Raw genomic sequence first — 26,468 nt, forward strand, 5'->3', positions numbered from 1 at the left:
GCGTACGGCTGGTCCGGTTGTATCGGCCAACCTTGCCGCTACCGTAGGTGGCGCTGAACTGCAGCGCAGCGAATAGCGAGGTCGAGTTGCCGGTGATCGCGCCGCCCTGAAACTCGCCGTGCGCCCCGATCGAACCGATGTTCCGGGCGTTCTGATAGATCGCAATGCCGCCTTCGTTTTCATCCCACATCGACGATGTGTAGATCACTCCTTCGGGTGCGACCCACATCGAGCGGGCCACGTTGCCCACTCGAGTAGTGCCCGTGCCATGGGTGTTGGCAACCCATCCGGTCGAGTATTGAGCATCACAGACCGACACAGCTGCTGCGCCAAGCATTGCTGCGACGAACGCGGTACAGAGTCTTTTGAGGAGCATGGGGTATGTATCGAGCGATCGCACGCCGTCCATCACAGGCGCGCATTGTGCGGTGTTGCCAACACTGGCAACCTTGTAGTCCGGACCCTGACGATTCGAAAGAGTGCCTCGCGCGGCGGGCGACGTGACACGTCGAATTGGTGTGGGATATCGTCCGGGTTAACGGCGGTGCGCGGCACGAGTTGAGCGAATTTTCAGCTGGATCGTCAGCATGGCTCCGACCACGCTGACGACTCGCATGAACTGTGCGGGCAACAAGCGGTTTAGCAAGACGGTTGTCAAAAGTCCGTGCTGTCCGGGTATTACGCCGAAGGCAGAGCAGCCTCCGCAGGTAATCCTAACTTCACGGACCGCGGACTGTCCGGCTGGCGAATTTTTAATGTGATCTGTGTGCAGGGCCGTCGGCAGATACGGACATGCTTTCAACGGCCATCGGCAGGCCAGACGAGCGCGCAGCCGATTCTTCCTCGCGCGACCCGGTTTCGTGAAGCTGGCAAAAATACAGGCGTACTTCAAACTGTGTCTGTAACTCCGCGCGGCGGTGAACGTCGCGCGGCGCCATCAAACATTCTCCGTCAGTTACCACCGCCATAGAGCGCGTTCAACCGATCCAATGTGCCGTCCTTTTGGGCACGCCATAATTCCTGATAGACCTCAGAGCGGGTCTTTCCGACGTGTGCACCGCTCTCACTGCCACCCGCGAAAACGCCGCCCACTGCGTCCGAAGTCATCGCCGCGTTGCTGTTGGTTGCCGCGCTGGACGTATCCGCGTTTTCATCCGAATAGGCGAGCGTGGCGCCAAACGTCAGGACGGCAACTGGAATGAGGGTAAGGATCTTCATCGTATTCTCCAGAGAGTACGTAGATATGCTTCGGCGCAGCCCAAAATGCGCGCGGCAGGCGCCGGGCTCGGTGCCGGGGCAAGAAAGAACGTCAGACGGTCCTGAGCGAACGGCACGCAAATGGATTACTGAATCGGGACGTTATTTATTCCCGTGCCGTCGTCCTGTTTGTGAGGTCATGGCCACCCGAGCAAGCGACCGCTGACGGTCAACTTATGTTTCAAACTGCTTACTATTTCGATTTGCTGTCGATGGTACGTTCCTCGGCACTAATGGAAACGAATGGCGCCCACGCACAGGGAATTATTAATGGGACCTGCACGCTTTACGAATCACATGCAGAAAAGTATTCAGAATCCTTCGCTTGCATTACCGGCCCTCGTTTTCACGCACGCATGAAAGGTCTGACTATCAGAGTCAAGCCTGCGGCACGTGGCGGCGATACGGCAGCGTAGAGTTAGTGGACAGGCTGTTGGCTTACCAAAGGAGCGCGAGTGAATCCCGGAATCACGGATTTTTAGAAGCCGGGTTATTCCCGGCTCGTCATCAGATGCTCTGAGATTGCGTGCGTCCGGATGGCGGCCAGGATAACGGGGGGAGGAAGCGCGATTGCCTCGCGTGCGCCGCAGGAAAAGTGAAGCCGGGCGAGTGACGCGCACCGGTTATCTGGGTGTCCGGGTCTCGCCGGTCTCGTCCGCCTCCCCGGCACGTGACCCCGACACATTTGTGGTCGTTAAAGTTGCCCGGACTCGCGAGGCGGCAGATAGTGCGATATCCGGCTGACCACAGGTGCCGTACGGGTACCCTGGCCCAGCATGGTGGGGATTTCATCGAGGCGCAGCAAGGTCAGATTGCCGCCGTACACAACACCCGTGTCCACGTTTATCACATTGTGGCTAATTTTCGGCTCAGCTGAAGGTGTATGTCCCACGATGACAGCCGCGACCCCTTCCACCCAGCCGCACGCGTCACCTCTTCCGGACTTAAGGCGCTTGAACACTCGGGCTGCCACGCGGCGCATCGAACCGAAGCCTTTCTCTTGTCGCAGATTCCAACGTGACCGATCCCAGATCAACTTGCGCCGGATTTTCCCGTCAATACCTTCCTGCATTAGCGCTTCGACGGTTCTGGACCACGATCGCATAGGGACGTTGGCATGTACGATGCCGACCAGACCAAAGTCTGTCTCGATTTCTATTGCGTAGGGAAGGGCCGCCATATAGGCAACTATGGCGTCTATTGCCTCTTCGTCTCCCGTCATGTCGAGCAACCATCCGCCGCCATTGGCCCGAACGAAGCCCTCGCCAGCGTCACAAAGACGCCAGCGCACGATCGAATCCTCATGATTGCCGCGCACCGACTGGATGTCGTACCGACGCACGACGTCCAGGACCGCTGGCGATTCGAACCCTCTGTCGACCAGGTCTCCGACGGCAAAGACCCTGTCGCGCGAGCGATCGAACTGACTAGCCTCGAGTTCCCTCCGTAGCCGCGTGAAACAACCGTGCAGGTCGCCAACGACAAAATCGCGACCTGACGTATTTTTTTTAAAGCGCCGAACAGGTACGAATGTCTGTTGCATGTTTTGCCGCCGTAATGAGGTCCACGTTGAACCCTCGTGGGAAGTGACCAGGGATCGAAATGTTCAACGCTAGTTGTGAGAACGACAGGTCGGGTGTTGTGTATGACTTCCTGCGCGAGGGAGAGGCCGACTTAAAAGTAGTGTCGGGTGCCAATTGGCCGCGAGCGGTATCTGTTTGTTACCAGATGTGTACTTTGAAGAATTGTGCTTTGAGGGTCGCTGGATTGATCGAAGGTGCTTCTGCGGGCAAGGACGGGCCAGGGAGAGTCGGATTGCCCGCCAACCTTCGTTTCCGCGGCTTTAATATTTACTGTCGGTTACAACGCCTGACAAAAAGAAAGGTGAAACACAGAGCGATGCAGAGAAGGCGCAGGCCTCTGCTTCTACTCGTCAGCCTGCGAGGCTGGAAGAAATGGCTCGCGGCCAGGCACACCGCCACAACTTCGGATAATCAATCGTTGGCTGGGATTCTCGAAGGCGCTGCGGATATCCCCACCGCGAGTTTTTGACCGCCGCAGCCGAGGGGAAACCCATGGGCTGACAGGCACAACGGTTGCGCGCCGATAAGAGCGTACATTTGGCGCATGTAGGGGACACACCTTGCCAGTTCTTGTTGGACTTTTTACCTCCTACCGGGACGCCGAGGAGGCACTTGGCGCGTTGGAAGCGCTCGGCTTAGACCCGGGTAATGGACACCTTTATCAGGGAAGCAGGCACCGCTCGCCGTTTGCCCGGACTTCAGAAACGTTAGACGAGACTTTCCGCGCGGAAGAGCGCGCCGAGTATGCCGCGCATGGTGAATACCTGAGCGTCTGCGGCGCATCAAACCGCTTCGACGCAGGCCCGGGCTACCTCCAGCCAACCGAGACCCTCCCGGCAAGTGCGGACGCATCCATGCGCACGCTCCTGATTGTCGATCTGGGCGAGCTAGGGTGTGCGACAGCGACCGATGTGCTGTACGACTATGGCGCCGTGGCCGTAAAGGACGCGTCAGGGCACTGGCGCTTTTCGCCCTACAGAAACGTTTGCCGCAGCCAGGAGTAGCGCAACGCTGCTCACAAACGACCCGGTCATAACACGCCTTGCAAACCATCCGGTTTGCAGGCGCACCCACGCGATCTTTCGGTTGACTCGGCAGGAAGCATTTGCCTGATTGCGCATTCAGAGAAAAGGCTCCCGTGTGCTACTCGTTAGATACAGCAAATTTATTATGTCTCGGTGAATGTATCGGACATTGCCGTGGTCGATGTCGTGATGCGCTTCATCGCGGGCAATGCGCGACCGCATCGGACTGTCGACCCATCGTTTCGGCCTGATGTGATGGCCACGGTTGTGCGTACTTTTCGCCGGCCGGTTTCTCCATCGCGTGAGTTGTTTCGAGAGTCTCGGGCGTCGTTGCTGGGATCGCCTCAACTCGGCGCAAGTCCGAATTGCCGAGAACGCTCGGACTGGTGACTTAAATCGACTCCTCGTTTTTCTGAGGTACGAGACTTGCTCGACCTCTTGGCATTCAAACAAAATTGGAGGTTGGAATGACCGAGTTCGAGCAACCCACCGCTGCCGCAGCGGTATCCCCACCGGTCGCATCTGACCGGTCCAGTTCCTCTGGCGCATCCCAGCAGGGCAACGACGAAGCGCCCACCCGGACGCTATCAGACCTGAAGGACAAGATTGCCTCTGCACAGGAGGTGGTCAAAACGAAGTACCGCGTCGTCTCTGAATCAACCGACGATTACGTTCATGCAGCGCCATGGAAAGCAGTCACGATGGCACTCATCGGCGGACTCATTATCGGAATGCTTGCACGCCGCTAACGCGGATTCGACCTCACTGGAGAAGGAATATGGACCCGGTTTCTCATGGAATTATTTTCTGGCTGATTATTGGTGGCATTGCCGGCGCTTTGGCGGGTCGCATCGTCGACGGCGGCGGCTTCGGGATTGTGGTCGATATCATCGTGGGAATTGTGGGCGCATTCATCGGGGGTTGGCTGGGTGGGGCACTAGGATTACACCTGGGTAGCGGCATAATCGGGTCACTGATTACAGCTCTTATTGGGGCCGTTATTCTGCTTGCCATCTTGCGCCTTTTCAGCGGGGGTAGAGGGCGCGCCCTCTGACAGTACGAACACGGGTATCAGTTGTTTCCGGCCTATCTGTGGTTTTATGACGATAGGCTTTTGCGGAAGCTTTGGTGCCGTAAAGCGTTCCGGGCGACCTGACCCGCACTCCGATCGACTGAATGTTTTCGCCTGACCTGTCAGTCATCCGGAACTGCCGGGCGGCGAGATTTTGCCTCGTCGATACGTGTGACTCGAGAAGGCGCTGACGCTCTATCAATTTACAGTCTTATCCGAGTACGCGATGCCGGTGAAATCACCCGAACCAATATACAACCGGAGCAAACCTGTATGAGCGACGCGCGTGGCGCTCCTCTTGAGGTTTGTTCAACGCCTGCCCACACGCGTCGTCGTAAGCTCACGCGCTAGCAGACAAGCGCAGGCGTCGAACAAACCCAAACGACAAGCGTCTGTCATCGCCGTTGTCATCTGCAAAGTGACGATGTAGCGGTATTCACACGCCTTCTTGGTACTGCAGGCAACTCGCACAAGCTCGGTGGCAACGGCACAGATTACGACCTGTGCGTGCCGTCATGTCAGCATCGAACGGATCCGAAGTGGCGACGCCCGATGCTGCTCGACGCCGCCAATCTGCAGGTCCAGATACCGATTAGCACGCCCGGCTTGCGAGCCACGCGCTCCCGTCGTCTTCACGACGAGCGACGTGGCTGTCTCCTGGAGGAAGCTATTTCCCGCTTACCAGTTCCTTTGTCCGCTGGGTGATGGCAGACAGGCCTTTTTCCACGATCTCCTGCCAGTCGCTGGAGACCACGACCTGCTTGGATTCGCTAACGCGAGTCTTGACGGTCTGAGCACCATGAAGAGCACCGATATCGCCTGACAGTTGCAGTTCTGACTTCTGATTCGTTGTAATGGACCAGAAGCCGGGCTGGAACCATGCCCAGAAATCGATTAATTGTGCTGTCACCGGAGCGGCGGCGGCAAAGTTGGGGTCACCCTGCTTCACGACAATGTAACCCGCCTCCTGAAAGCCCGTGGCCAATGCGCTTTCAACGAGGCCGGAGGCCGTCTTGCCTTCGGGAAGCACCACATCGCCGAGTGCTTTGCCATAACCGTTTCTTTTCCTGCCGATCGCGCGAGCTTTCGACGCATCGCTAGAATCTTCATCAGGATCCAGTGATGCCATGTCGGCGCTGGGGGGCTTGACCGTAAAAATGCGTTTGTCCTGAACGGAATCAATTCGCACGTACTTGCCCGTCGTGGGGTTCGTGCCTTGAGGCGCGGAAACATCGACAGTTGTCCGGCCGAGCGCGCATCCGGCGAGGATGGACGCGGCGAGGCTATAGATTGCGATTCGACCCAACATCTTATTGTTTTGCTCCTGGTGGATTATTCTGGTTGCCAAGTCCAACGTTTGACGATGCCCAGCCGCAAAATGCACGCGCTGGTAATCCTGCGAGATCGGACGCATCGCTGCCAGCGCCGAGACGCTAGTTCATTTTGGCCCGGTGTCTTTTGTTGGAAATTCGCAGAGTACGCGTTCAGACCACGTCATTTGGAATAACGGCTTGTCATTGGAAATCTGAAGGTCGATATCGGGAAGGGCAGTCAGCACAAGAACCGCGGTCACGGGCCTGGGCAAGGTTGAGGCTCCTCTCCCGTACCGGCACACGTCAACGGGACTGCTGTCCCCTAAGGGTCGGTTTGGACAGCCGGAGCACTAATAAGCTGCCGCTAAAGCGCCGGTAGCGCGACCGGTGGCTGCGGGTCGGCTTCTGCCTTTCGCATACGCGCCTTGAACCTCGAACCATCAGGGCGCGCGAGGGACCGGGCGCGAGCACGAAAAGTCATTCGCCTCCACCAGAAGTCGGCCGGTTGAATCCGCCTTCCGAATGCGGCCGTTTGATCGGCATGCTCGCGGCACACACACGCCGCCCGGAGCCTGAATCTCGTTCTGGCTCAGACGTTGGTCAAATGGTTGCTCGCCGTTGGAGCAATTTGGCGGTCTTCGTTTTTGCAGTGCCGCGGCGCCTTATATCAGCATGCAGCGCAAACCATAACCAACGATCCTGGGAAACATCTGTTGCTAAATCCCGCATTAATCTGAACGGCTTTGGGCCGTTAGCTAGGGAGTGACCTCGCGCACACCGTACCCTATTAGCTTGACGTGCATGCGTCGGCCCACATTCACACCTTCTATCGCCATGATCAGAAATTTAAGCATTCGTGCCCGCCTAGCGCTGGCGATGAGTTTTCTTGGAATGCTGCTAGTCACTGGTGGCATCATCGGTGTCGTTGGCGTGGCAATTGGCAACAACGATGTGAAGGAGCTGTATTCCAGCCGGCTGGCATCTTCAGAGGCTCTCGGTCAGGCAAACGTAGCACTCTCGAGAACCCGTCTGTGGCTGTATCGCGTCGCGCTCGACCCGGCCAGTCCAGATGTGCCCAAGGAAACTCAGACCGCCCGAGATCTGCTCACCGCATCGAAGAGGGCGTGGGATACGTATCGCACGCTGCCGTTTTCCAGCCCCGATGAAGCACACCGTGCGGCCGACGCGAATGCAAAGTTCGACGCATTCGTCGCAAACGGCCTCGAACCGATGTTCAGCGCCATTGCCACTCGTGATGCGGCGAAGATGCTCGAGGTCTGGCTGCATGTACCGCCGTCGTTGTTTATCGATGTGTCCGACGGCATGGATTCACTCGAACAGATTCAAGTCGCGGCTGCGAGGGCGACGTTTGATGCCGCGCAAGCACGCTTCCACCTGTTCGTTGGTATAGCAATCGCCGGTAGTGTCGTAGCGCTTGGTGCGGCGGCGCTCGCATGGTGGTCGCTGCAGCGGGCGATCGGCAGGCCGTTGACCCAGGCACTGTCCCACTTCGGGGCAATTGCCGACGGGGATCTGACCACACTGGTCGAGGTCCACTCGGGGGATGAAATGGGGCAACTGATGACTGGCCTGCAGGCGATGCAAAGCAAACTGGTTCAGACAATCAGAATCGTGCGAGAGGGATCGCGGTCGATCGACACCGCCGCACATGAAATTTCGGCCGGTAATATGAACCTGTCGCAACGTACCGAAGAACAGGCCGCGTCGCTAGAGGAGACCGCCTCGTCCATGGAAGAACTGACTTCGACGGTTCGCCAGAACGCCGACAACGCGAAGCAGGTAAACCAGGTGGTGAGCAGTACGGCAATGCTAACCGAGCAGGGCAATCAGGCGACGCAGGATGTCGTCCAGACGATGCGGGGTCTATCCGACTCTTCCGGCAAGATTGCCGAAATTACAGGCGTAATCGAAGGGATTGCCTTTCAGACCAATATCCTGTCTTTGAATGCGGCCGTGGAAGCGGCACGCGCAGGCGAGCAGGGGCGCGGGTTCGCGGTGGTCGCCAGCGAAGTGCGTTCATTGGCCCAACGCAGCGCCACGGCGTCAAGGGAGATCAAGGCGCTCATTACGGATTCGCTGAGCCGCGTTGAAACCGGTGCGCAGCAGGCGGATCGCGCAACCCGGACCATGGCAGAAATCCTGACTTCTGTGCGAAGAGTCAGCGACCTGATCGGCGAAATTGCCGCCGCGTCTGAAGAACAGTCAAAGGGTATCGAACAGGTCAATCGTGCGGTTGCGCAAATGGATCAGGTGACCCAGCAGAACGCGGCGCTGGTCGAGCAGGCATCAGCGGCGGCGCTATCGCTCAAAGAGCGGGCGGGACAGCTGGAGACTACTGTCTCAGTATTTCGTGTCGGTGCCGTCAAAGATCCCGAAGGTGGTTACGCCCCTAGAGTGAGCAGCTAGAAGTCGCCGGAAGCTGGGGGTCACAAGACAATATGTCGTACCGAATGGCCTTTGTACCGCGTCGTGTCGAAAAAGTCGGGGACGCGTTTTTTACTGCCGCAAAATCGAATATCGGTTAATCAAAATAGGGCTCCAATACCCTCTCGATCCAATTCATAAAAGCCCGGACGCGTTGCGACAGGTTACGCCGATGTGCCACGACGAGCGACGCGGCAAGAGACTCAGGACGTAGGTCCGGCAGAATCTCCACTAGCGCGCCACGTTCGATGTGATGCACAAGCGCCGAATATCCCGCCTGAATCAACCCGATGCCCGCAAGCCCTGCTGCATGATAAGTCTGCACGCTGTTGACCTGCATCGCGCCCGGCAACGTAAGCGTCGCGTATCCATCGCCGTCAGGATATTCCCATCCAGCAAGCTTGCCGCCGAGCGTGCGCGTGTAATGAACCATCTGGTGCCCCTGGTCGCGCAGATCGTCGAGCGTGTGCGGTATGCCGTACCGTGCCAGATAGCTCGGACTCGCCGCATTGATCATGCGCAGCTTGCCAAGCGGTCGGGCAATCAGCGTCTCGTCGACGATCGGACCCAGCCGCACCACGCAATCGAACCCTTCCTGAACGAGATCGACACGCCGATCGGTGCTGGACACTTCCAGTTCCAACTCTGGATGCGCCGCCATCAGTTGAGGGAGTGCGGGAATCACGACGCTTTGTGCCAACTCGGTTGGCATGTCGACGCGCAACTTTCCCCGTAGTGGTGCGCCGTTACTCGCGAACATTGACTGCAATTCTTCTACTTCGGCCAGCAGGTCGCGTGCGCGTGAATAAAAGGCGCGTCCATCTTCGGTGAGTTGCACACTTCGCGTGGTCCGATGCAGGAGGGTGACCCCCACATCCCGCTCAAGCGCACTGACCACCATAGAGACACGTCCTTTCTGGATACCGAGGCTTTCGGCTGCACGCGTGAAGCTCGCCATTTCAGCGACACGTGAAAAAATCAGAAGTGCATCCAGGTTTTGCATTGTTCACCTGAGGAGTAACGGAGCGTTATGTTTGACGTCATTTATAGCTCAATTGCGACTCAGTAGACTAGCTTCTCGTGTCGTCCACAGGACAACCTGAACGAATGGGAGCGACGGCGGCTGGATGATCGATCATCAGGACGCGAGCAGAATCCCCTCCATTTCAGGGTCGGCACGTCGAATTAGGACAGGCTACTGCATACCCACACCTTATACGTGGGCGATTGCCAGCACGCACCCAGCGTTGAATTGAATGCGCTTACCACACCAGAGAGATAAACATGCCAAAAGGTTATCTGATCGCACACGTCAGCATTTCGGATGCAACCGTTTACGCCGCCTATGCAAAAGCCGCAGGCGATGCAATGAAGAATTTCAGCCCGAAGGTCATTGCGTCCTCGGGACAGTATGAAATTCTCGAAGGCGAAGCACACGAGCGGCATGTGATCTTTGAGTTCGATTCGTTCGCCGACGCCAAGCGTTTCTACGAGAGCCCCGAGTACCAGGCGGCCAAAGCGCTCCGCGCCGGAGCAGCGGCCGGGACGTTTGTCATTCTCGAAGGGACTTCATAACTCTGAGCGCGAAGCGCTCGAACACCAGGCCCACCGCTTCGACCAGGCGGCAGGCATTCACACGAATCCCTGCCTCCGCTCTTTTGGGGCGACACAGTGTGCGAAAGCGGGAAATAAAGCTTGCCGACGCATTACATTAAGATGCCTAACTAATTCACTGAATCTAAATCCATTCAAGTTTCTCCCCGACGACCTTGACCCCTACCACCCACACCCCACGACGCCAGAATCGCGGGCATCGCCATCAGCGAATCGATCAAACCATCACACTCCAGCGCCGCCGACCCCGCCGGCCCGGCATAGCCATAGCTTACGATGAACACCGGCAGACCGGCCGCTCGCGCGGCACTCACATCGACCGGCGAATCACCAACCAATACGCTGTGCTCAGGTTCCACGTCTAGCAGCCGGCACGCGTGCCACAACGGTTCGGGATCGGGCTTCATTTTGTCGATAGAATCCCCGGCAACCAGCACATCGAGGTAGCGGGCGAGCCCCGTTGCGAGCAGCAGTGGCGCGGCGAGTTCTTTCGGCTTGTTGGTGACGCAGGCGAGCCGGTATCCAAGCCGTTGCAACTCGCCGAGCCCACTCCCCACATGAGGAAAAACACGGCCGAGGCGTCCATTGGTCTGCGCGTAGTGGCGATGGAACACATTCACCGCATGTTCGGCGTCGACGCGCCGAGCCAAACCGGCTGCTTCCAGCGAGCGTCGAACCAGATTGGGCACGCCCTTGCCGATAAAGCCGCTGACAGTCGCGAACGGCAAAGGCGCCGAACGGAACTCGTCGAGCATCTGGCTGACTGCTTCGACGATGTCCGGCGCGGTGTCGACCATCGTGCCGTCGAGATCGATCAGTACGGCTTTGGGTCGCATGCCTTTCACGAGAAGTTCCTGATGCATGCTCAGGCCGACTCGGTCAGCGCGTGGCGATGCCAATGACGCAAGGTGGCCAGATCGACCCAGCGAGCCTCTTCATTCTGGACCAACGAAGGAATCGGCGCGTGCGGCTCACCCAAGTCGGGCAGCACGGCCAACGCGCCGTCGAAGTCATCCTGCGACGTGTATGCGGTCGGTGTCACGATCGTAGGAACGCCGGCCGCGCGTGCCGCGCGCAGACCATTCGATGAGTCCTCGAAGGCAACGCAGTCCGAACCTTTGAGCCCGAGTTGCCGAAGCACGTTGAGGTAGACCTCGGGCGAGGGCTTCTTCTCGTGGGTCGTGCCGGCATCGCAGATTGCGGCGAAGCGGGTCCGCCACGCGGGTCCGAACGGTGTTTGCAGTAGTGCATCGAGATTTGCGGGGGTCGTGGTCGTGGCGATCGCCACTGGAATAGCGGCAGCATGCGCCTCCGCAATCAGACGCGCAATGCCTGGCCGCAGCGGCAAACCGCCATTGCGCACGCGCGCTGCGTAATGGCGCGTCTTGATCGCATGCACGGCGTCGATCACGTCGCTCACGCGCGTGCCGTCCGCTTCTTCCAGATCGGCGACGTGCCAGTAATGCAGCAGGCGCTCCTTACCGCCCGCCACCTTCAAAAGGCGCGTGTAAAGGGGCTCGTCCCAAAACCAGTCGAGACCCGCTTCGGCGAATGCGGCATTGAAGGCCTGCAGATGAGCGGTCTCGGTATCGGCAAGCGTGCCGTCGACGTCGAAGATCAAGGCTTGCATGGTCCGGTGCTCCTGGTTTCATGCAGCCACGATAGCGGAGCCGGATGCCGATTTGAATTCAGAGATTCTTTGGACTTCGTTAAGGCATCCTTTATGTGAACGTGGCATGCGCCGCGCGGCGGCGCGAACGCAAGACAGCGCAAGGCAGCGCAAGTGCGGTGGTCTTCACTTCTTCGCCCGGGGATCAGTCACGAAGCCGATTTTCGTCAGCCCTCCGGCCTGTGCAGCCGACATCACGTCGGCGACGCGCTCGTAGGGCACTTTGCGGTCGGCCCGTAAATGCAGTTCGGGTTGAGGTTTCGCGCGAGCAGCCTCGGCGATCCTCGCGCGTAAAACATCGTCCGCCACGGCATGGCCGTCCCAGAGAATCGAGCCATCCGCCTGCACGGCGACGTCGAGATGCGCGGGTTTGAGATTGTCCGGCTGGCTGCTCGCTTGCGGAAGATCGATTTTCACCGCGTGCTGCATGGCCGGAATGGTGACGAGAAAGATGATCAGCAGCACCAGCATCACGTCGACAAGCGGCGTCATGTTGATTTCGCTCATCAGGCCGCTTTCGTCGTCGTCGGAGAACGGGGTCATTGCCATTTGAGCGCTCCATCGCGTGTGTCGTCGCTCGTGCCGTCATTCGCTCCGCCCGCCACCAGGGGTGCACCGCGCGGCACGATGCGCATGTCAGGACCGGTACTCGACGGCAGTTGCGAACCGGTTACGAAATACGCGTGCAGTCCATGCGCGAAACGCTTGAGTCTCGTCACGATCGACTTGTTCGCGCGTGTCAGGCCGTTATATCCCAGCACCGCCGGTATCGCCACGAACAGGCCGAAGGCCGTCATGATCAGCGACTCGCCGACCGGTCCGGCGACATGATCGATCGACGTCTGTCCCGTCTCGCCAATCAGGATCAACGCGTGATAAATGCCCCAGACGGTCCCGAACAGCCCCACGAAGGGCGCGGTGCTGCCGATCGACGCCAACACCGCGAGGCCGCTTTGCATGCGTGCAATGGCGTCGTCCATCGTGTCCTGCAGGCGGCGCGTAATCCAGTCGGATACGTCGATGCGGTCGTGCAGATGCGATTGCGTCTGCTGATGGTGGGCAGCGGCTTCCTCGCCGGCGAGAGCGAGCGCGAGAAGCGGATTGTCGCGGGGAGTCGACCCCGATGCGTGCGCGCCGAGGCTGTGCAATCCGTCTTCGAAACGATCGGCTTTCCAGAATTGCGCTTCGGCCTGGCGCGTCACGCGCTTGATCCGCATGACGGTCCATAGCTTGATGAGGATCACCGTCCACGACAGGACGGACATGATCAGCAGCGCGCTCAGAATGCAGCGTGTGATGATATCGCCGTTTTCCCAGACATTCGCGAGGCCATAGTGTTGCATGGTGTTTTCCTTTGACTCGGAGACAGGCTACTCGGCCAATCCGAAGATGAACGATTCCGAATAAGCGGCACGCACCGCTTCGCCGTTTTCCCTGTAGGGTTGGCACGCTCCCGCATGGATCGCAGCGAGCGCCGCGTCGTCGAGCCGGGGATAGCCACTGCTCTTTTGAACTTGAGCGGTTTCGATGTGGCCGCTCAGGCCTACTACGAATCGGACGATCGCAGTGCCGCTTTCACCGCGGCGCTTCGATACCTCGGGATAGTCCGGCTTGGGAATAGCGCAGTCGACGTGCGACACGCTCCTTGGGGTACTCGATGCGGGCACGGTGCGCTCGGCAGCGGTTGCAGAAGCATTCGCCGCCGGTGCTGCGGGGGATGGCGCAGCGGCAATGGGCGCAGCCACCGGTGCAGGCGAGCGCGAGGAATCACCGGATGGCGACGGCACGCTCGGCGCAGGTGCTGCGCTGGTGCGCGGCGGCTTGGGATGAGGCTGCGGCAGGAGTTTGCTCCGTACTGCGGGCTGCGCGGCTTGCGGCGCGGCAACCGCAGTGGCCGCGGCGGGCACGGCAGGCTGAACAGGCGCGACAGGTTCGACAGGTGCAAGGACTTGCGGCTCATCCCTCAACAGCATCGCGACGATGGGCGTCGCTTCGACCGTTCGCTCGACTGTCCTGTCTCGCGTCGCCAACACCCACCCAAGCAAGCCCGCATGAGCGGCGATGACGGCGCCCAGCGCCATGACGATACGACGCCGCGATGCCGTATCGATCGCGGTATATCCAGCCGTCGCCATTGCACGTTCGAGCATTGCGGTCGAGGCCTCGCTTTGGCCACCTCCGCGCTCATTTTCCACCCCTACAGCGCGTTTTAGTACTGCCGCTGGTCTCACCGAGTCAATTCGGGAAAATCTCCCGCCCGATGTGCGTTGTCAAACGATCCTCCGATGAACTACTTTGCTTGAATGGCGCGAGCTTTCGCGGCGTAGCGATTTCACTACGGAGTACAACAATGCTGGAGACAAGCTTTCGTATCACAACACCAGGACGGTCCCTCGCTTTCGCTGTCACCACCCTGGCCACCGCCGTTGCGGCGCTTGCGCTCGCCGCGAGTACGGCCTACGCGGCGGCCCCAATAGCCTACGTGACCAGCGAGAAGGCCGGTGTCGGCGTGATCGATCTGGACCAGATGACGTTGACGAAGACGTTTCCGGTCGGCGCCGACGGCCCGCGCGGCCTGAGTCTGAATGCGGATGGCACACGGCTTCTCGTGGCGAACAAGAATACTGGTGACCTGGCGGTGATCGACACGGCTTCGGGTCAGGTCGTCCAGCGTGTGAAGATCGGCAAGAACCCGGAATTTGTGCGCGTGCACAACGGCTACGCATACGTGACCTACGAGCCCGGCGAAGACGGCGGCCCACCGGCCGCCAAAGGCAAGCCAGGTGCTGACGGCCCGCCCGCCGCCAACGGCAAGCCGGGCGCCGACGACGATGACGCCAACAAGCCGCCCGCTGAAATCGCGATCGTCGATATGAAGACCTGGCGCGTGATTCGTTCGGTCACGAGCGGCCATGAAACCGAGGGCATCGAATTTTCGCGCGACGGCAACACCATGCTTGTGACCAATGAGGGCGACGATACGGTCTCGGTCTATCACGTCCGCACGGGCGCGCCGGTCCGAACCGTGAAGCTCGCGGCAGGCGGCCGGCCGCGCGGCATCCGCCTGTCACCCGACGGCAAGGACTATGTCGTCACGCTCGAATCGCTGAGCAAGTTCGTGGTGATCGACGCGCGCACATTCCAGGTCGTGAAGACCGTCGATACGAAGCTCGGCCCTTACGGCGTAGCGTTCGGACCGGATGGCAAGCGTCTTTTCGTCGCCGCGGCGCGCGACAAGACGGTGCAGGTGTTCGACGGGCACAGCTACGAGCATGTCGCCGACGTGCCGGTGGGCCAGCGCTGCTGGCACTTCAGCTTTACGCCGGACGGCGCGAAACTGCTGGTGGCATGTGGCCGCTCCGATGCGGTCTATGTGCTCGATGCGCAGAATTATCAGCCGATCAAGCAGATCGGCGAACTGCCGTTGGCGTGGGGCATCGTCACGTATCCGCATAGCGACGGCTCGATCGAATCGCATTGAGCGCGTTGCCTGTGAGCCGATCGATGCGTCGGTCGGCTCACGCGCATTACGCGTTACTTCCACGCGTAGTGCAGCCCGACCCAGAAACCGCGCGGCGCGCCCGGCCCGACGAACTGCTCGTTGATCGGGTTGGCGCCGTCGAACGTATGGTTCGGGCCGTTGAAGAAGTTCTCGCCGAGCGCGCCGAAGCTCGCATAGCGTTTGTCCAGCAGGTTCGTGATGCTCGCGAAGACCTGAAGCTGTTTGGTCACCTGGTACGAGGTGTCCAGATCGATCAGCAGGTAGCCCGCGATCTTGCCGTTCACATCCTGGTTGTTCTCGTCACCCTGCGCATAGACGCTGCCGCGCCAGGTCAGGTTCGTGCCGATGTTCCACTTCGCGGTGGCCGCGTAGTCGAGTTGCAGCTTGACGGTGTTCGCCGGGATACTGGGAATATGATCACCCGACTTGACGGTGATGTTGCCGTTCTGATCCGCACTGGAATTGCTCGGACTGCTTTCGGTCCAGCTCGACCGGTAGGTCGCGTCGACGTAGCTGTAGCTGGCCGTAACGGCGAGCGGCCCGAGCTGGCTGTGTCCTGAGAGTTCGAGGCCTTGACGGCGCGTGCGGCCGACATTCTGAAAGAAGCCCTGGTTGCTGGTAGCGCCATTGGTGCTGATGAACTCGATATCGTTGTCGAGTGTCGTGCTGTAGACGGCGGCGCTCCAGGTCGTCGCCTGGCCTATACGCCCACGGGCGCCGATTTCAAAGGTCTTCGAGATCACCGGCTGGAGCGACGGATCCGACACGAAGTCGTTCGGCAGTGAGCAGGGCGCGGAAGGGTCCGCACAGGCCAGTTCGATGGCGGTCGGCGAACGCATGCCTTCGTTATAGGTGGCATAGGCCGTGAATGCGGAAGTCGGATTCCAGTTGATGCCGATCGCCGGATTGAAGCGGGAAAACGTATGGTGGCCGTCGAGCTGAGGCTGCGTGCCGCTCGAGTCGCCGATCGTGGCGTCTGCCCAGTTATAGCGTCCGGCGAGCGTCAGCGTCCATTGCTTCGTAAGCGACAAGGTATCCTGCAGATAGATGCCGTAGTTTCCGTTATGCGTTTTTGCCGCGGTTTCCTGCTCGAAATCGCCGATGCCGATGGTCGCGCGTGAAGCGGTGAACACCGCATTCTGGGAAGACTGGGTGTACCGGGAGTTGGCGATATCCGCGGACATACCCGCGACGAACTGGTTCTCCATCCCGCCGAGCTTGCCGAGCAGCGTGAGTTGCAGGCTCGCGCCATAGCTGTCGGTCGAGACGATCGATCTTTCGTTGGTCGCCTGGGTCGTATCGACGTTGCCGTCGTCGTCCACCGCGCCGAAATTCGGATTGGTGTTGCTGCTGACGTTGTCGTTGCGGAAGTGCCGGTAATAGACGTTGCCGCTCAGCTCGACATGATCGTTGAAGTAATGATCGCCCGACAGCGTCGCGTAGGCGGCGCTGTTCAGATTCTGGTCGGGATAGGTATAGGGCTGCTTTGGATTGCCGAGGAATGAGCGCGGAATGGTCTGCGTGCCGTGCAGATCGTTGTCCGCGCCGCCGCCCGAGAACGACAGCGTCGTATCAGCGTCGGTATAGCGAAGCTTGCCGAATGCCTGCCGCACGCGGCTGGAATTCTGCTCCGCCCAGCCGTTGTCGTTGGTCGCGTTGCCGGTCACGTAGTAATCGAGATTCTGACCGATGGTGCCGCCCTGTTCGATCTGGGCGGACTTGCGGCCCCAGGAGCCCACTTGCACCTCGGCCTCGCCGCCTGGGCTCGTCTTGCCGTTTTTCGTCGTGATCGCGATAGCGCCGCCCAGCGTGTTGAGACCGTAGGTCGGATTCGAACCGGGAATCAGCTGGATCGTATCGATCGCCTGTTGCGGCAGCAGGTCCCAGTTGACCACGTCGCCGAACGGCTCGTTCACGCGCACGCCGTCGACGAACACGGAAAGGCCTTGCGGCGTGCCGAGCAAAGGCGACGCGGTGAAGCCGCGATAATTGACGTTGACCTGATAAGAATTGCCCTGCGCATCGGCGATATCGACACTCGGCAGGTTCTTCGCGAAGTAATCGGTGAGCGTGCTGCGGTGCTGTTGTTCGAGATCCGGTGCGTGAACGGTCTGCACATTGGCGGGCACTTGCGAGAGCGGCGTGCCGATACCGAGAAGCGGCGTGGTGCCGACGATGACGATCGGCGCGAGCTTCACCGTATCAGCCTCCGGATTCGCGCCGGCCGGCGCGGCGGCCGACGCCGCTGAGGGCGTGGCCGCTTCCGTCTGGGCCCACGCCGAAACGGACAAACTCGCGAGGGCGCCGCCGAAGCAGAGCGTGAGGCCGGCCCGCCGGCGCAAACGTGGCAAGTCCGGTAAGCGAGATGCGCGGTGCGCGCTGGATGGCGTGTTCATCGTTCTGTCTCCGGCCGGATCGACGCTATCTTCATGAGCGCCACCGCGTTGCGGCGTGCGTAGCGCTTTCTTTCTGTGTGTGCAAAGCTTCGCATACGCCGGCGCGCGAAACCCGGGAGCTTTTCCCGATATCGCGGGGAAGCGTTCCCAAACGCGCTGCAACATACCGCTGTGTGTAATCGGCCTGAGTAGAATGCAAACGTGACGAATGCAAACGTGATGGCAAGCGACCCCTCGAACCCTTCTTCAGTGCGCTCCGTACCACCGCATTCGGCGGTGTGGCGCGACCTTGCGTGGGTGTTTGCGCTGTCGGTGCTCGCCGCCGTGCTGAGCGCGAGGTTCGATTTCAGCGAGCACGCTTACCGCTGGACGCGGGGCCTCGAGCGCTTCCAGCTCGACGAATTGCCGGGTACGCTGTGCGTGCTCTCTATCGGCCTCGCGTGGTTTGCATGGCGCCGTTACCGCGACGCGCGCCGCGAACTGAGCCGGCGCTGCGCACTGGAAGAGCAGGCTGAGCGCCTGCTCGCCGACAACCGGCGTCTCGCCAATCAGGCGCTGCAAGCAGAGGAACTGGAGCGCCGCCATCTGGCGCGCGAGCTGCACGATGAGCTAGGCCAGTACCTCAACGCAATCTCGCTCGACGCCGCGCGCATCCGCGATTTGTCCAGCACACGCGAGCCGGAGATACATCGCGTCGCGCTCGGCCTCATGCAGAGCGCGACCCACGTCTATCGGCAGATTGGCGGCATGATCCGGCGACTGCGGCCGATCGGCCTGGACGAGTTTGGTTTGCCGAGCGCGCTGGAGCATTGCGTCGACGGCTGGCGTGAGCGTCTGCCGGACGCGTCGTTCTCGCTGACGATCGAAGGGGACTTTGCCGGTCTGAGCGATGCGCTGACCATCACGCTTTACCGGCTCGTGCAGGAAGGGCTGACCAATGTGTCGAAGTTTGCCCGCACTGCACGCGTGGAAGTGTTCATGGTGCGTGCCCCGCGCGAGTCGCACGAAGGGCATGACGCCGGGCTCATCGATGAAATCGTCGTCACCATGGCCGACGACGGCCCCGGCGTCGACCTCGACAAGCCGCGCGGCGGGCTCGGCCTGATCGGCATGCGCGAGCGGGTCGAGGCGCTAGGCGGCGAGTTTCACGTGGCGAGCAAGCCGGAAGGCGGTTTCCTGTTCTGCGCGCGGGTGCCCGCTCACGCAGGGCTTGCCGAACCGGTGAACTGAAGCCCGAGGCGGCTTGCCATCTGGGCGAGCTGCACGCCGTTGTCGGCGCCGAATTTCTGCCGGATCACGGACTGATGATTGGCCACGGTCTTCTGGCTCAACCCCAGCTTCTCGGCAATGCTCGGCAGCGTATAACCTTGCACGAGCAGTCGCAGCACTTCGAACTCACGCGCCGACAACTGTCGTCCTGGCGGACCTTCGCTGAACGCGTTGCGCAGCGCGAGCGCCTGCGAGATATCCGGGCTCAGATAACCGGCGCGCCGGGCGATGGTGCGCACCGCCTCCACCAGCACGTCGGGGGCGCTGGCCTTGGTCACGTAGCCGAGAGCGCCCGCATCGAGCGCGCGGCGCACGAAAATCGCGTCCTCATGCACGCTGAAGATCAGCACGCGAGCGTCCGGCTCGCGCGCGAGCATACGGCGCATCGCTTCGATGCCGCTGGCGCCCGGCAACGACACGTCCATCACCACCACGTCCGGGCGCAGCGCGCAGAAACGCTGATAGGCCTGACTGGCGTCGGCGGCCTCGCCGCACACATGCACGTCGGCATTCTGTTCGAGCAGACGCCGGTAGCCCTCGCGCACCACCGCGTGATCGTCGACGAGCAAGACGGAAATGTCTCCCGCTGTCATGGTCAGCCTCCTGTGCCGCCGTGTTCGCCGGTCTTCCCGCATGCCGCAACGGACGCCAGCTTGCGCGAATTGGCGTCGTTGCGAAACAGGATCGGCTGCTCGCGCGGTTCAACTGCGGCGGCCGCGCGCCGCGCCACGTTCACCACCTTCAAGACCGTGTCATGCGACGGCGACTTGTCGCAGACGGGGTCGGCATTGGCCGCATCGCCGGTGAGTAGATACGCCTGGCAACGACAGCCGCCGAGGTCGCGTTCCTTTTCGTCGCAACTGCGGCACGGCTCTTTCATCCAGGCGAGGCCGCGAAAGCGGTTGAACGCGTCGCTCTCGTACCAGATTTCGCGCAGCGGCGTGTCTTTGACATTCGGCAGCACGAGTCCGGGCAGACTGCGTGCGGCGTGGCAGGGCAGCGCCGCGCCGTCCGGCGCGACGCCGAGAAACACCGCGCCCCAGCCGTTCATGCAGCGCTTCGGGCGTCGTTCGAAATAGTCCGGCACGACGAAGAAAATCTTGCAGCGCTCGCCCTGCGTGCGGCGGTAGCGTTCGACTACCGCTTCGGCTTCGTCGAGCTGTTCCTGAGTCGGCATCAACTGCGCTTCGTTCTGATGCGCCCAGCCGTAGTACTGCGTGTTGGCGAGCTCCAGGTATTCGGCGCCCATCGCGAGCGCCATCTCGATGATCTTGTCGACGTGCGGCAGGTTATAGCGATGCAGCACGCAGTTGAGCACCATCGGAAAGCCGTGCTGTTTGATCGATGCGGCGACGCGCTGTTTCAGATCGAAGGTGCGGGTGCTGCTCAGAAAGTCGTTCAGTTCCTGCGTCGAATCCTGGAACGATAACTGGATGTGGTCGAGGCCGGCCGCTTTCAGGTCGCCGAGCCGCTTATCGGTGAGACCGACGCCGGAGGTGATCAGATTCGTATAAAAGCCGAGCTTGCGCGCCTCGGCGACCAGCACTTCGAGATCATCCCGCACCAGCGGCTCGCCGCCTGAAAACCCCAGTTGCGCGGCGCCGAGCGCGCGTGCCTCGCGCAGCACGCCGATCCATTGTTCGGTGCTCAACTCGCGGCTGTGATCCGTATAGTCGACCGGGTTGTAGCAGAACGCGCAGTGCAGCGGGCAGCGGTAAGTCAGTTCCGCGAGCAGCCAGAGCGGCGGCGCCACACCGTCCGACGTCGCTTGAGGTTGCGCCGCGGCAGCAGGTTGTGAGAGATCGGTCATCGCGCTACTCCAGCCAGCCGCGCAACTGCGCGTCGGCAACGAACGCCCGCACGTCCGGACCCAGCCCGGTCGTGTTGAACGCCTGCTCCAGGTCGGCGATCAGAGCGTTCATATCGCGCGTGCCGTCGCAACGTTTGAGGATTTCCGCCGCGCTCTGATTGAGCTTCACCATCCCTTCCGGGTAGAGCAGAACGTGCGCGTTCTGCGCGGGCTCCCATTGCAGACGAAAGAGCTTGTTGATGGTCGGACGATCGGCGGTTTGCATGGCGCCGCCGGCGCGTGGCAGGTCGTTCATTGCGGAAAGGCCTTTTCGATCGAATCCAGCATGGTCCACAGGATATCGAGCTTGAATTGCAGGATCTCCAGCGCGCGTTCCTGTTGTTCGCGCCGTGTGAAATGATCGAGCGTGACCGCGAGCCCGTGCTCTACGTCGCGTTGCGCGAGCGAGATGCGCGAGCGGAAATACGCGAGGCCTGACGACTCGATCCACGGATAGTGTTCCGGCCAGGTCGCGAGCCGGTCGCGATGAACCTGCGGCGCGAACATTTCCGTGAGCGACGAGCAGACCGATTCCTGCCACGGCGCGCGGCGCGCGAAATTGACATAAGCGTCAACGGCGAAGCGCACGCCGGGCGTCACCTGTTTCAGCGACCACAGGTCGTCGCGCGAGAGGCCGACCGCGTCGCCCAGGCGCGCCCATGTTTCGATGCCGCCTTCCTGATCGCCATAGCCGTCGTGGTCGAGAATGCGCAGCACCCAGCGGCGGCGTGTCTCGCGATCGGGGCAATTCGACAACACGGCCGCATCTTTGAGCGGAATATTGATCTGATAATAGAAGCGGTTTGCGACCCAGCCGCGTATCTGTTCGCGGGAGCAGCCACCGCTATTCATCTTCACATTGAACGGATGATGGATATGGTAAGCGGTGCCTTTCGCCCGCAACTGTGCTTCGAATTCTTCGCGGGTCCAGGCGGGACTGTCGCCCCGTCCGTTCGTCTGCGTGTCGTGCGGCGGCGCCGTGCCCAAAGTGTCTTTCGCGTTCATGCCGTCTCCGTTTTCTGCTTCATGGCTATGCTTTTGAATTGACGCTTCATAACCTGACTTCTGCAGTCATGCTTAACGTCATATTTCGAACGTCATTCCGTCGTACGCTACCTCGATGCCGTGTTCGGTCAGCGTGCGCCGTTCTGGCCCATCCTCGACGAGAATCGGATTGGTGTTGTTGATGTGAATCAGCACCTTGCGGACATTGTGCGCGTCGAGCGAATCCAGTACCTCGATCATGCCGCCCGGCCCGGATTGTTGCAGATGGCCCATATCGGCAGCAGTCTTCTTCGAGAGACCCAGGCGGATCATTTCGTCGCCGGTCCACACCGTACCGTCGACTAGCAGCAGGTCAGCCTCACGCATCGCGGCGAGCACGTGCGCTTCGATCGCGCCGAGTCCGGGCGCGTAGAACACGCGCTTGCCGGTCTGCCGGTTCGTGATGACGAGCCCGATATTGTCGCCGCGCTCGGGTGCGTTGCGATGCGGCGAATAGGGCGGCGCCTTGCTCGACAGCGGCAGCGCGTCGATCTGTACGCCGTTGAGTGCGTCCACGGCGAGCGGCGCGCCGTCGAGTGCGATACGGCGATGTTCGACGCCGCAATAGTGCGAGAGGATCGGCGCGACCGGAAAACCGCTGCACAGGTCCTGCCAAACGGCATCGGTTGCGTAGAGCGGCAGTGGCGTGTCGCGCTCGCGCAGCATCAGCAGGCCGGTGACGTGGTCGATCTGCGCGTCGATGACGAGCACTGCGGCAATGCCGCTATCGCGCACGCGGCGGGCCGGCTGCAATTCCGGATTGGCGGCGATCTGCGCGAGCAGATCGGGCGACGCGTTGACGAGCAGCCAGTCCTCGCCATTCGCACTGACTGCGATCGACGATTGCGTGCGGCGCGTCGCCTTCAGCGTGCCGCGCCGCACGCCGTCGCAATTGTGGCAATTGCAATTCCATTGCGGGAAACCGCCGCCCGCCGACGAGCCGAGTACCTTGATTTTCATGCCGCGCGGCGCAGAACGCGCCCCTCGTGAGCGGTTGGAAGGAACATCGTTGCGAGTGCGTGGGCAACACGTTCGTGCAGCCTCGGGTCGCTTGCCAGATGGCCCGCGCGCACGCATTCGACGTGGGCCGCGGGAACGGCGCGCGCGAGGCGTCGCAGATTGCCCGGCGGGCAGACTGGATCGCGCGAGCCATGCACCGCGGCGAGCGGCACGCCGGCCGCGGCAGCGTGGCGCGCCAGCGCGAGCAGACGGGTTTCGCCGAGCCAGCAGCGATGCATCAGGTAGTGGGCCTGAATGCGGTATTTGCCGACCAGCTTGCGTACGTCTCGACGCGAAGTTCTTGCGGGCGAGTGTGAGCGGCGCGAGTCGGCGCTGGCGAGCACGGCATTTTCATAGCCGCGCCATGCGAGCGCGAGCGCATGCTGGGTCGCTTCCTTTGCATCGCCATCCCGTTGCAAGCGCTCATGGCAGCGGGCCAGCAACGCGGCGGGCCGGTCGCAATGCGCGGCCGTACAGAGCTGCGCCCATGCCCGTGGCGCGTGTTTGCGCGCCGTGACGAAGAGCCCGCGGACCTCGCGCAGCGAAGTGAGAAACAGTCCACGCATCACCACGCCCGTCACCGAGTGCGGATGCCGGCCGGCGTAAGCGAGCGCGAGCGCGGCGCCCCACGAGCCGCCGAGCACGCCCCAACGCTGCACGCCCAGGCGAACGCGGATCGCTTCAATGTCTTCGATCAGCCGATCCGTGCGGTTATGGCGCACGCTGCCGTGCGGCGTCGAGGCGCCGGTGCCGCGCTGATCGATCATCACGACCCTGAAGCGCGTCAGATCGAAAAGCCGCAGCGCGCCTGGCTGGCTGCCGCTGCCTGGACCACCGTGCAATACGACGACCGGCACGCCGTCAGCTGCACCCGCCACCGTGAACGACACACGATGCCCGTCGCGCGTGCGCAGCGTGTCGACCTTCAGCGGTGCAGGTGGCGACGCCTGCCGTGAAGCGCGCCGCGTCATGGCAACATCCTCGCAAGCAGATTGTCGCGATCGATCAACTGATGCTTGAGCGCACCCGCCACATGCAGCACGATCAATACGATCAGCGCATAGCCGATCGCCTGGTGAAGCCCGAAGAAAAGTTCGCGCAAGCTCGCGTCATCCCAGCCCCACTTTGGCAGCGCAATGCCCCAGAAGCGCGTGCCATAACGGTTGAACGACGAACCGAGATAGCCGCACACCGGCATCGCGACCATGGCTACATATAAAAGGCCCTGCGTAGTGCGCGCGGCGGCGCGTTGCCACGGTCGCATCGGCGGCAAGGGCGGCCCTTTGAAGGCCGCACGCGCCATGATGCGCAGAAGCACCAGCAGGAAAACCGTCAGTCCGACCGACTTGTGAAGGTTGAGCAGCGTCGCCTTGAGAGGCAGCCCCTTCGGCAGTCCGACCATATACAGTCCAAGCGCGAGCAGGCCGATAATGCCGACGGCAATCAGCCAGTGCAACGCGATCATCGCGCCGGCATAGCGCGGTGCGGGAGCGTGAGCACCCGAAGATAGGTGGGGAGAATGCGCCATCGTCATGCCTGTCTCCTTCGTTATCCGGTGTTTCTGCCGAACACCGTTTGCCTGGCCGCTTTGCGGGCCGACCGGTTCGGCGGCTAGCTCACGACCAGTATTTCGCCGCGTCCGTCGACTGCGAGATCACCCGTATGGCGCGCCGGCAAGCTCGCCGTGCGCCACTGCGAGAAGGGCGCGATTTCATCGGCGAGACTGCGCACGAGGAGCGCCCAGAACACGTCGAAACCGCGACCGCCGCCGGTAAACGTCGGCGGCAAGCGCGTGGGCCGCTGGGCAAGCACGAGCGTGCCGCGTCTCATACCATACGCATAATGCGCGCCCAGTTGCCCGGCGATACCAATGGTGCCGGCCACGAGCCGCGACGCGGCAAAATCGCCCGCATTGCCGCCGACCAGCACGAGGCCGCGGCGCATGCGATCAGCAAGCCGTGCGCCCGCGTTGCCATGAATCGTCAGCGTGCCGCCTATCATGCCTTCCATGTCGCCGGCGAGTGCGCCGGCGGCAAAATCGCCGCTATGGCCGGTCACGGTGAGGCGGCCGCCGCGCATTTCACATGCGGTGAAATGGCCGGCGTCGCCGTGAATCTGCAACGTGCCGCCCGCCATCTGGAAACCGCTAAAGTCGCCTGTCGAACCGTGAACGACGATATGCCCGTCCGCCATCCGCGCACCGATACGATCAAGCCAGGGTGCCGCGTTCTCGATCACCAGCATGGCGCCAGCGTGAGGCGCTGCGGGTTCGGTGGTGGGCTCATGGCGCGACACGTCGAATATATCGCCCACGATACACCTGTCATTGCCCGCGGGCAGGGCGAGGCACTCGATCTGCGCCACGCTCATCGCCGCGAGCGACGCCGGCTGCAGCGCGGAAGCGTCGACGCGGAAACCTGGGGCCGTTTTCACGCGCAGCGTGGTGTGTTGACTCATGCGCGGCTCCCGTCGAGGCCTGCGGCAAGGCTGTGGAGATGAAAGTGGTAAGGCCCCAGCTTGCCGCCGTAGTTGCCCGCCGAAATCCGCAGCAGGCCCGCCGCCTGCCCGAGTCCGGTGGCCGCGGCGATCCCCGCGCTCATCGCGGCGCCGACATCCGCATCCGTGAGTCCGTCGATCACGATTTCGAGCACGCAGCCGACTTCCGCGCTCAGTTCGCTGCGCGGCGAGAGACCCGTGAGGGTGGGACAGAACGCGTCGTTGGTGGAGGCGCTCGCGCCTTTGTATCTGGAGCCGACCTTCGAACCCGAGCGCACCACGCCGCCCGGGAACGGCATGATCACATTCCGCAGCTTGCGCATGGCGGCGACCGCCGCTTCCGAGGCGGCGAGCGCGGCGTCGATATCGCGCGCGAGCAGGATCAGGTTGCCGCCGCCCACGGCCTTGACGGTCAGCGCGGTGTCTTCGCAGACGAACTCGCCGTCCATGACCGGCACGCGCCAGTAACGCGTGTCGCCGAGCATCTTCGAGATTTGCCAGCCATCGCCGAAAAAACGCAGCCCGCTGCCGAGCGACGCCCGATCGGATAGCGGCGCGCCGCTCGTGTCAGGATCGATGCCGCCATACACGGCGGTGGTCGGACACGTGAGCACGCATTGTCCGACGCGCCGCCCGATCTGTTTGGCCAATTCCTTCGACGACACCGCGAACAGCAGCACCGTCACACCCGGCCGGCCATCGGGCGTTTCCGCGGGCGGCAGCATGCGCTCGACGCCGGCCTCGCAGCCGCAGCCGATCACCGAGGTCGCGAACCCCGTCAGCGAGTTGGCGGCATGCATCGCCCACGCCGGCGTATGGGCGGTGATGACGAGCCGGGTCGCCTTCATCGGAAAAGCTTCCGCGAAGGTGGCGTCGATCGTGGTGCCGTTGATCTGCAGGGTCGCCGGTTCGCTCATTGTGTGCGCTTCACTTTG

26 protein-coding genes and 1 pseudogene are annotated in these 26,468 nt (G+C 61.7%); 7 read left to right on the forward strand and 20 right to left on the reverse strand.

What is annotated here, in order from left to right; genetic code table 11:
• The 3 genes and pseudogenes from P0D71_RS23180 to P0D71_RS23190 all read right to left on the reverse strand — a co-directional run.
• Window positions 1–376, reverse strand: a pseudogene (locus tag P0D71_RS23180) (SMP-30/gluconolaconase/LRE-like region family protein); the annotation flags it as partial.
• Between the two features lie 575 nt (window positions 377–951).
• Window positions 952–1,218: a DUF4148 domain-containing protein gene (locus tag P0D71_RS23185; RefSeq protein WP_408184176.1), complete on the reverse strand. Its 267-nt coding sequence runs from the start codon at window positions 1,216–1,218 to the stop codon at window positions 952–954.
• 733 nt (window positions 1,219–1,951) lie between these two features.
• Window positions 1,952–2,800, reverse strand: coding sequence for a metallophosphoesterase (locus P0D71_RS23190; protein WP_408482301.1), 849 nt, complete (start codon window positions 2,798–2,800; stop codon window positions 1,952–1,954).
• 600 nt (window positions 2,801–3,400) lie between these two features.
• On the opposite strand from P0D71_RS23190, the gene P0D71_RS23195 reads away from it, so the two are divergent.
• The 3 genes from P0D71_RS23195 (at window position 3,401) to P0D71_RS23205 (ending at window position 4,919) form a co-directional block, all read left to right on the forward strand.
• Window positions 3,401–3,844, forward strand: coding sequence for a hypothetical protein (locus tag P0D71_RS23195; protein WP_408482303.1), 444 nt, complete (start codon window positions 3,401–3,403; stop codon window positions 3,842–3,844).
• Between the two features lie 488 nt (window positions 3,845–4,332).
• On the forward strand, window positions 4,333–4,614 hold the full coding sequence (locus P0D71_RS23200; protein WP_408184179.1) for an ElaB/YgaM/YqjD family protein: 282 nt from the start codon (window positions 4,333–4,335) through the stop codon (window positions 4,612–4,614).
• A gap of 29 nt (window positions 4,615–4,643) precedes the next feature.
• Window positions 4,644–4,919, forward strand: coding sequence for a GlsB/YeaQ/YmgE family stress response membrane protein (locus tag P0D71_RS23205; RefSeq protein WP_408184180.1), 276 nt, complete (start codon window positions 4,644–4,646; stop codon window positions 4,917–4,919).
• Window positions 4,920–5,604: 685 nt separating this feature from the next.
• Here P0D71_RS23205 and P0D71_RS23210 read toward each other — a convergent pair.
• Entirely contained in the window at window positions 5,605–6,246 is a 642-nt protein-coding gene (locus P0D71_RS23210; RefSeq protein WP_408184257.1) for a YajG family lipoprotein, read from the reverse strand.
• Between the two features lie 838 nt (window positions 6,247–7,084).
• Between P0D71_RS23210 and P0D71_RS23215 the strand changes: the two genes are divergently transcribed.
• Window positions 7,085–8,677, forward strand: a complete 1,593-nt coding sequence (locus P0D71_RS23215) for a methyl-accepting chemotaxis protein (RefSeq protein ID WP_408482304.1) — start codon at window positions 7,085–7,087, stop codon at window positions 8,675–8,677.
• Window positions 8,678–8,792: 115 nt separating this feature from the next.
• Here P0D71_RS23215 and P0D71_RS23220 read toward each other — a convergent pair whose 3' ends face one another.
• Window positions 8,793–9,698, reverse strand: a complete 906-nt coding sequence (locus P0D71_RS23220; RefSeq protein ID WP_408184182.1) for a LysR family transcriptional regulator — start codon at window positions 9,696–9,698, stop codon at window positions 8,793–8,795.
• Window positions 9,699–9,979: 281 nt separating this feature from the next.
• On the opposite strand from P0D71_RS23220, the gene P0D71_RS23225 reads away from it, so the two are divergent.
• On the forward strand, window positions 9,980–10,270 hold the full coding sequence (locus tag P0D71_RS23225; RefSeq protein WP_408302565.1) for a DUF1330 domain-containing protein: 291 nt from the start codon (window positions 9,980–9,982) through the stop codon (window positions 10,268–10,270).
• 173 nt (window positions 10,271–10,443) lie between these two features.
• Here P0D71_RS23225 and gph read toward each other — a convergent pair whose 3' ends face one another.
• The 5 genes from gph to P0D71_RS23250 form a co-directional block, all read right to left on the reverse strand.
• Window positions 10,444–11,172: a phosphoglycolate phosphatase gene (gene gph / locus P0D71_RS23230; RefSeq protein ID WP_408482306.1), complete on the reverse strand. Its 729-nt coding sequence runs from the start codon at window positions 11,170–11,172 to the stop codon at window positions 10,444–10,446.
• A gap of 2 nt (window positions 11,173–11,174) precedes the next feature.
• The gene (locus tag P0D71_RS23235) at window positions 11,175–11,939 is read right to left on the reverse strand and encodes an HAD family hydrolase (RefSeq protein ID WP_408482308.1); all 765 of its coding nucleotides are present in this window, start codon (window positions 11,937–11,939) and stop codon (window positions 11,175–11,177) included.
• 165 nt (window positions 11,940–12,104) lie between these two features.
• On the reverse strand, window positions 12,105–12,527 hold the full coding sequence (locus P0D71_RS23240; protein WP_408184186.1) for an ExbD/TolR family protein: 423 nt from the start codon (window positions 12,525–12,527) through the stop codon (window positions 12,105–12,107).
• The gene (locus P0D71_RS23245; protein ID WP_408184187.1) at window positions 12,518–13,321 is read right to left on the reverse strand and encodes a MotA/TolQ/ExbB proton channel family protein; all 804 of its coding nucleotides are present in this window, start codon (window positions 13,319–13,321) and stop codon (window positions 12,518–12,520) included. The genes P0D71_RS23240 and P0D71_RS23245 overlap by 10 nt, the downstream gene beginning before the upstream one ends.
• A gap of 27 nt (window positions 13,322–13,348) precedes the next feature.
• Window positions 13,349–14,128: an energy transducer TonB gene (locus P0D71_RS23250; RefSeq protein WP_408482309.1), complete on the reverse strand. Its 780-nt coding sequence runs from the start codon at window positions 14,126–14,128 to the stop codon at window positions 13,349–13,351.
• Between the two features lie 200 nt (window positions 14,129–14,328).
• Between P0D71_RS23250 and P0D71_RS23255 the strand changes: the two genes are divergently transcribed.
• Entirely contained in the window at window positions 14,329–15,459 is a 1,131-nt protein-coding gene (locus P0D71_RS23255) for a YVTN family beta-propeller repeat protein (protein WP_408184189.1), read from the forward strand.
• A 53-nt stretch (window positions 15,460–15,512) separates the two neighbouring features.
• Here P0D71_RS23255 and P0D71_RS23260 read toward each other — a convergent pair whose 3' ends face one another.
• Entirely contained in the window at window positions 15,513–17,876 is a 2,364-nt protein-coding gene (locus tag P0D71_RS23260; protein ID WP_408482310.1) for a TonB-dependent receptor, read from the reverse strand.
• A 219-nt stretch (window positions 17,877–18,095) separates the two neighbouring features.
• Here P0D71_RS23260 and P0D71_RS23265 point away from each other — a divergent pair, with 219 nt between their 5' ends.
• Window positions 18,096–19,106, forward strand: coding sequence for a histidine kinase (locus P0D71_RS23265; RefSeq protein ID WP_408184191.1), 1,011 nt, complete (start codon window positions 18,096–18,098; stop codon window positions 19,104–19,106).
• Here the strand turns inward: P0D71_RS23265 and P0D71_RS23270 are convergent.
• The 9 genes from P0D71_RS23270 to fhcD all read right to left on the reverse strand — a co-directional run bounded on the left by P0D71_RS23270 (window position 19,076) and on the right by fhcD (window position 26,450).
• Window positions 19,076–19,738, reverse strand: coding sequence for a response regulator (locus tag P0D71_RS23270; RefSeq protein ID WP_091803612.1), 663 nt, complete (start codon window positions 19,736–19,738; stop codon window positions 19,076–19,078). The two genes, P0D71_RS23265 and P0D71_RS23270, sit on opposite strands and share 31 nt — an antisense overlap.
• A gap of 2 nt (window positions 19,739–19,740) precedes the next feature.
• Entirely contained in the window at window positions 19,741–20,955 is a 1,215-nt protein-coding gene (gene pqqE, locus P0D71_RS23275) for a pyrroloquinoline quinone biosynthesis protein PqqE (RefSeq protein ID WP_408482311.1), read from the reverse strand.
• A 4-nt stretch (window positions 20,956–20,959) separates the two neighbouring features.
• Window positions 20,960–21,250 (reverse strand): pyrroloquinoline quinone biosynthesis peptide chaperone PqqD, encoded by a 291-nt coding sequence (gene pqqD / locus P0D71_RS23280; protein ID WP_408302580.1) that lies wholly within the window; start codon window positions 21,248–21,250, stop codon window positions 20,960–20,962.
• A complete protein-coding gene (gene pqqC / locus P0D71_RS23285) occupies window positions 21,247–21,999 on the reverse strand; it encodes a pyrroloquinoline-quinone synthase PqqC (protein ID WP_408184194.1) in 753 nt (250 codons plus the stop codon). Before pqqC ends, pqqD begins: the two co-directional genes overlap by 4 nt.
• A 78-nt stretch (window positions 22,000–22,077) precedes the next feature.
• On the reverse strand, window positions 22,078–22,998 hold the full coding sequence (gene pqqB, locus P0D71_RS23290) for a pyrroloquinoline quinone biosynthesis protein PqqB (protein ID WP_408302582.1): 921 nt from the start codon (window positions 22,996–22,998) through the stop codon (window positions 22,078–22,080).
• The gene (locus P0D71_RS23295) at window positions 22,995–24,008 is read right to left on the reverse strand and encodes an alpha/beta fold hydrolase (protein WP_408482313.1); all 1,014 of its coding nucleotides are present in this window, start codon (window positions 24,006–24,008) and stop codon (window positions 22,995–22,997) included. The genes pqqB and P0D71_RS23295 overlap by 4 nt, the downstream gene beginning before the upstream one ends.
• Window positions 24,005–24,571: a cytochrome b gene (locus tag P0D71_RS23300; RefSeq protein ID WP_408482316.1), complete on the reverse strand. Its 567-nt coding sequence runs from the start codon at window positions 24,569–24,571 to the stop codon at window positions 24,005–24,007. The genes P0D71_RS23295 and P0D71_RS23300 overlap by 4 nt, the downstream gene beginning before the upstream one ends.
• 77 nt (window positions 24,572–24,648) lie before the next feature.
• Window positions 24,649–25,494 (reverse strand): formylmethanofuran dehydrogenase subunit C, encoded by an 846-nt coding sequence (locus P0D71_RS23305; RefSeq protein WP_408482317.1) that lies wholly within the window; start codon window positions 25,492–25,494, stop codon window positions 24,649–24,651.
• The gene (fhcD, locus tag P0D71_RS23310) at window positions 25,491–26,450 is read right to left on the reverse strand and encodes a formylmethanofuran--tetrahydromethanopterin N-formyltransferase (protein ID WP_091803591.1); all 960 of its coding nucleotides are present in this window, start codon (window positions 26,448–26,450) and stop codon (window positions 25,491–25,493) included. Before fhcD ends, P0D71_RS23305 begins: the two co-directional genes overlap by 4 nt.
• Window positions 26,451–26,468 lie beyond the last annotated feature (18 nt).

The sequence above is a fragment of the Paraburkholderia sp. RL17-383-BIF-A genome (assembly GCF_046028015.1).
In the GTDB taxonomy this organism is placed as follows: domain Bacteria; phylum Pseudomonadota; class Gammaproteobacteria; order Burkholderiales; family Burkholderiaceae; genus Paraburkholderia.

Bases quoted from the DNA above. Each gene is read 5' to 3' on its own strand.
- pqqC (WP_408184194.1), bottom strand. From the start codon at position 21,999: ATGAACGCGAAAGACACTTTGGGCACGGCGCCGCCGCACGACACGCAG.
- P0D71_RS23240 (WP_408184186.1), bottom strand. From the start codon at position 12,527: ATGGCAATGACCCCGTTCTCCGACGACGACGAAAGCGGCCTGATGAGC.
- P0D71_RS23265 (WP_408184191.1), top strand. From the start codon at position 18,096: ATGGCAAGCGACCCCTCGAACCCTTCTTCAGTGCGCTCCGTACCACCG.
- P0D71_RS23190 (WP_408482301.1), bottom strand. From the start codon at position 2,800: ATGCAACAGACATTCGTACCTGTTCGGCGCTTTAAAAAAAATACGTCA.
- P0D71_RS23260 (WP_408482310.1), bottom strand. From the start codon at position 17,876: ATGAACACGCCATCCAGCGCGCACCGCGCATCTCGCTTACCGGACTTG.
- P0D71_RS23235 (WP_408482308.1), bottom strand. From the start codon at position 11,939: ATGCAAGCCTTGATCTTCGACGTCGACGGCACGCTTGCCGATACCGAG.
- P0D71_RS23225 (WP_408302565.1), top strand. From the start codon at position 9,980: ATGCCAAAAGGTTATCTGATCGCACACGTCAGCATTTCGGATGCAACC.
- P0D71_RS23250 (WP_408482309.1), bottom strand. From the start codon at position 14,128: ATGCTCGAACGTGCAATGGCGACGGCTGGATATACCGCGATCGATACG.
- P0D71_RS23255 (WP_408184189.1), top strand. From the start codon at position 14,329: ATGCTGGAGACAAGCTTTCGTATCACAACACCAGGACGGTCCCTCGCT.
- pqqE (WP_408482311.1), bottom strand. From the start codon at position 20,955: ATGACCGATCTCTCACAACCTGCTGCCGCGGCGCAACCTCAAGCGACG.
- P0D71_RS23200 (WP_408184179.1), top strand. From the start codon at position 4,333: ATGACCGAGTTCGAGCAACCCACCGCTGCCGCAGCGGTATCCCCACCG.
- P0D71_RS23295 (WP_408482313.1), bottom strand. From the start codon at position 24,008: ATGACGCGGCGCGCTTCACGGCAGGCGTCGCCACCTGCACCGCTGAAG.
- pqqB (WP_408302582.1), bottom strand. From the start codon at position 22,998: ATGAAAATCAAGGTACTCGGCTCGTCGGCGGGCGGCGGTTTCCCGCAA.
- P0D71_RS23215 (WP_408482304.1), top strand. From the start codon at position 7,085: ATGATCAGAAATTTAAGCATTCGTGCCCGCCTAGCGCTGGCGATGAGT.
- P0D71_RS23305 (WP_408482317.1), bottom strand. From the start codon at position 25,494: ATGAGTCAACACACCACGCTGCGCGTGAAAACGGCCCCAGGTTTCCGC.
- fhcD (WP_091803591.1), bottom strand. From the start codon at position 26,450: ATGAGCGAACCGGCGACCCTGCAGATCAACGGCACCACGATCGACGCC.
- P0D71_RS23205 (WP_408184180.1), top strand. From the start codon at position 4,644: ATGGACCCGGTTTCTCATGGAATTATTTTCTGGCTGATTATTGGTGGC.
- P0D71_RS23220 (WP_408184182.1), bottom strand. From the start codon at position 9,698: ATGCAAAACCTGGATGCACTTCTGATTTTTTCACGTGTCGCTGAAATG.
- pqqD (WP_408302580.1), bottom strand. From the start codon at position 21,250: ATGAACGACCTGCCACGCGCCGGCGGCGCCATGCAAACCGCCGATCGT.
- P0D71_RS23210 (WP_408184257.1), bottom strand. From the start codon at position 6,246: ATGTTGGGTCGAATCGCAATCTATAGCCTCGCCGCGTCCATCCTCGCC.
- P0D71_RS23185 (WP_408184176.1), bottom strand. From the start codon at position 1,218: ATGAAGATCCTTACCCTCATTCCAGTTGCCGTCCTGACGTTTGGCGCC.
- P0D71_RS23270 (WP_091803612.1), bottom strand. From the start codon at position 19,738: ATGACAGCGGGAGACATTTCCGTCTTGCTCGTCGACGATCACGCGGTG.
- P0D71_RS23245 (WP_408184187.1), bottom strand. From the start codon at position 13,321: ATGCAACACTATGGCCTCGCGAATGTCTGGGAAAACGGCGATATCATC.
- P0D71_RS23300 (WP_408482316.1), bottom strand. From the start codon at position 24,571: ATGACGATGGCGCATTCTCCCCACCTATCTTCGGGTGCTCACGCTCCC.
- gph (WP_408482306.1), bottom strand. From the start codon at position 11,172: ATGCATCAGGAACTTCTCGTGAAAGGCATGCGACCCAAAGCCGTACTG.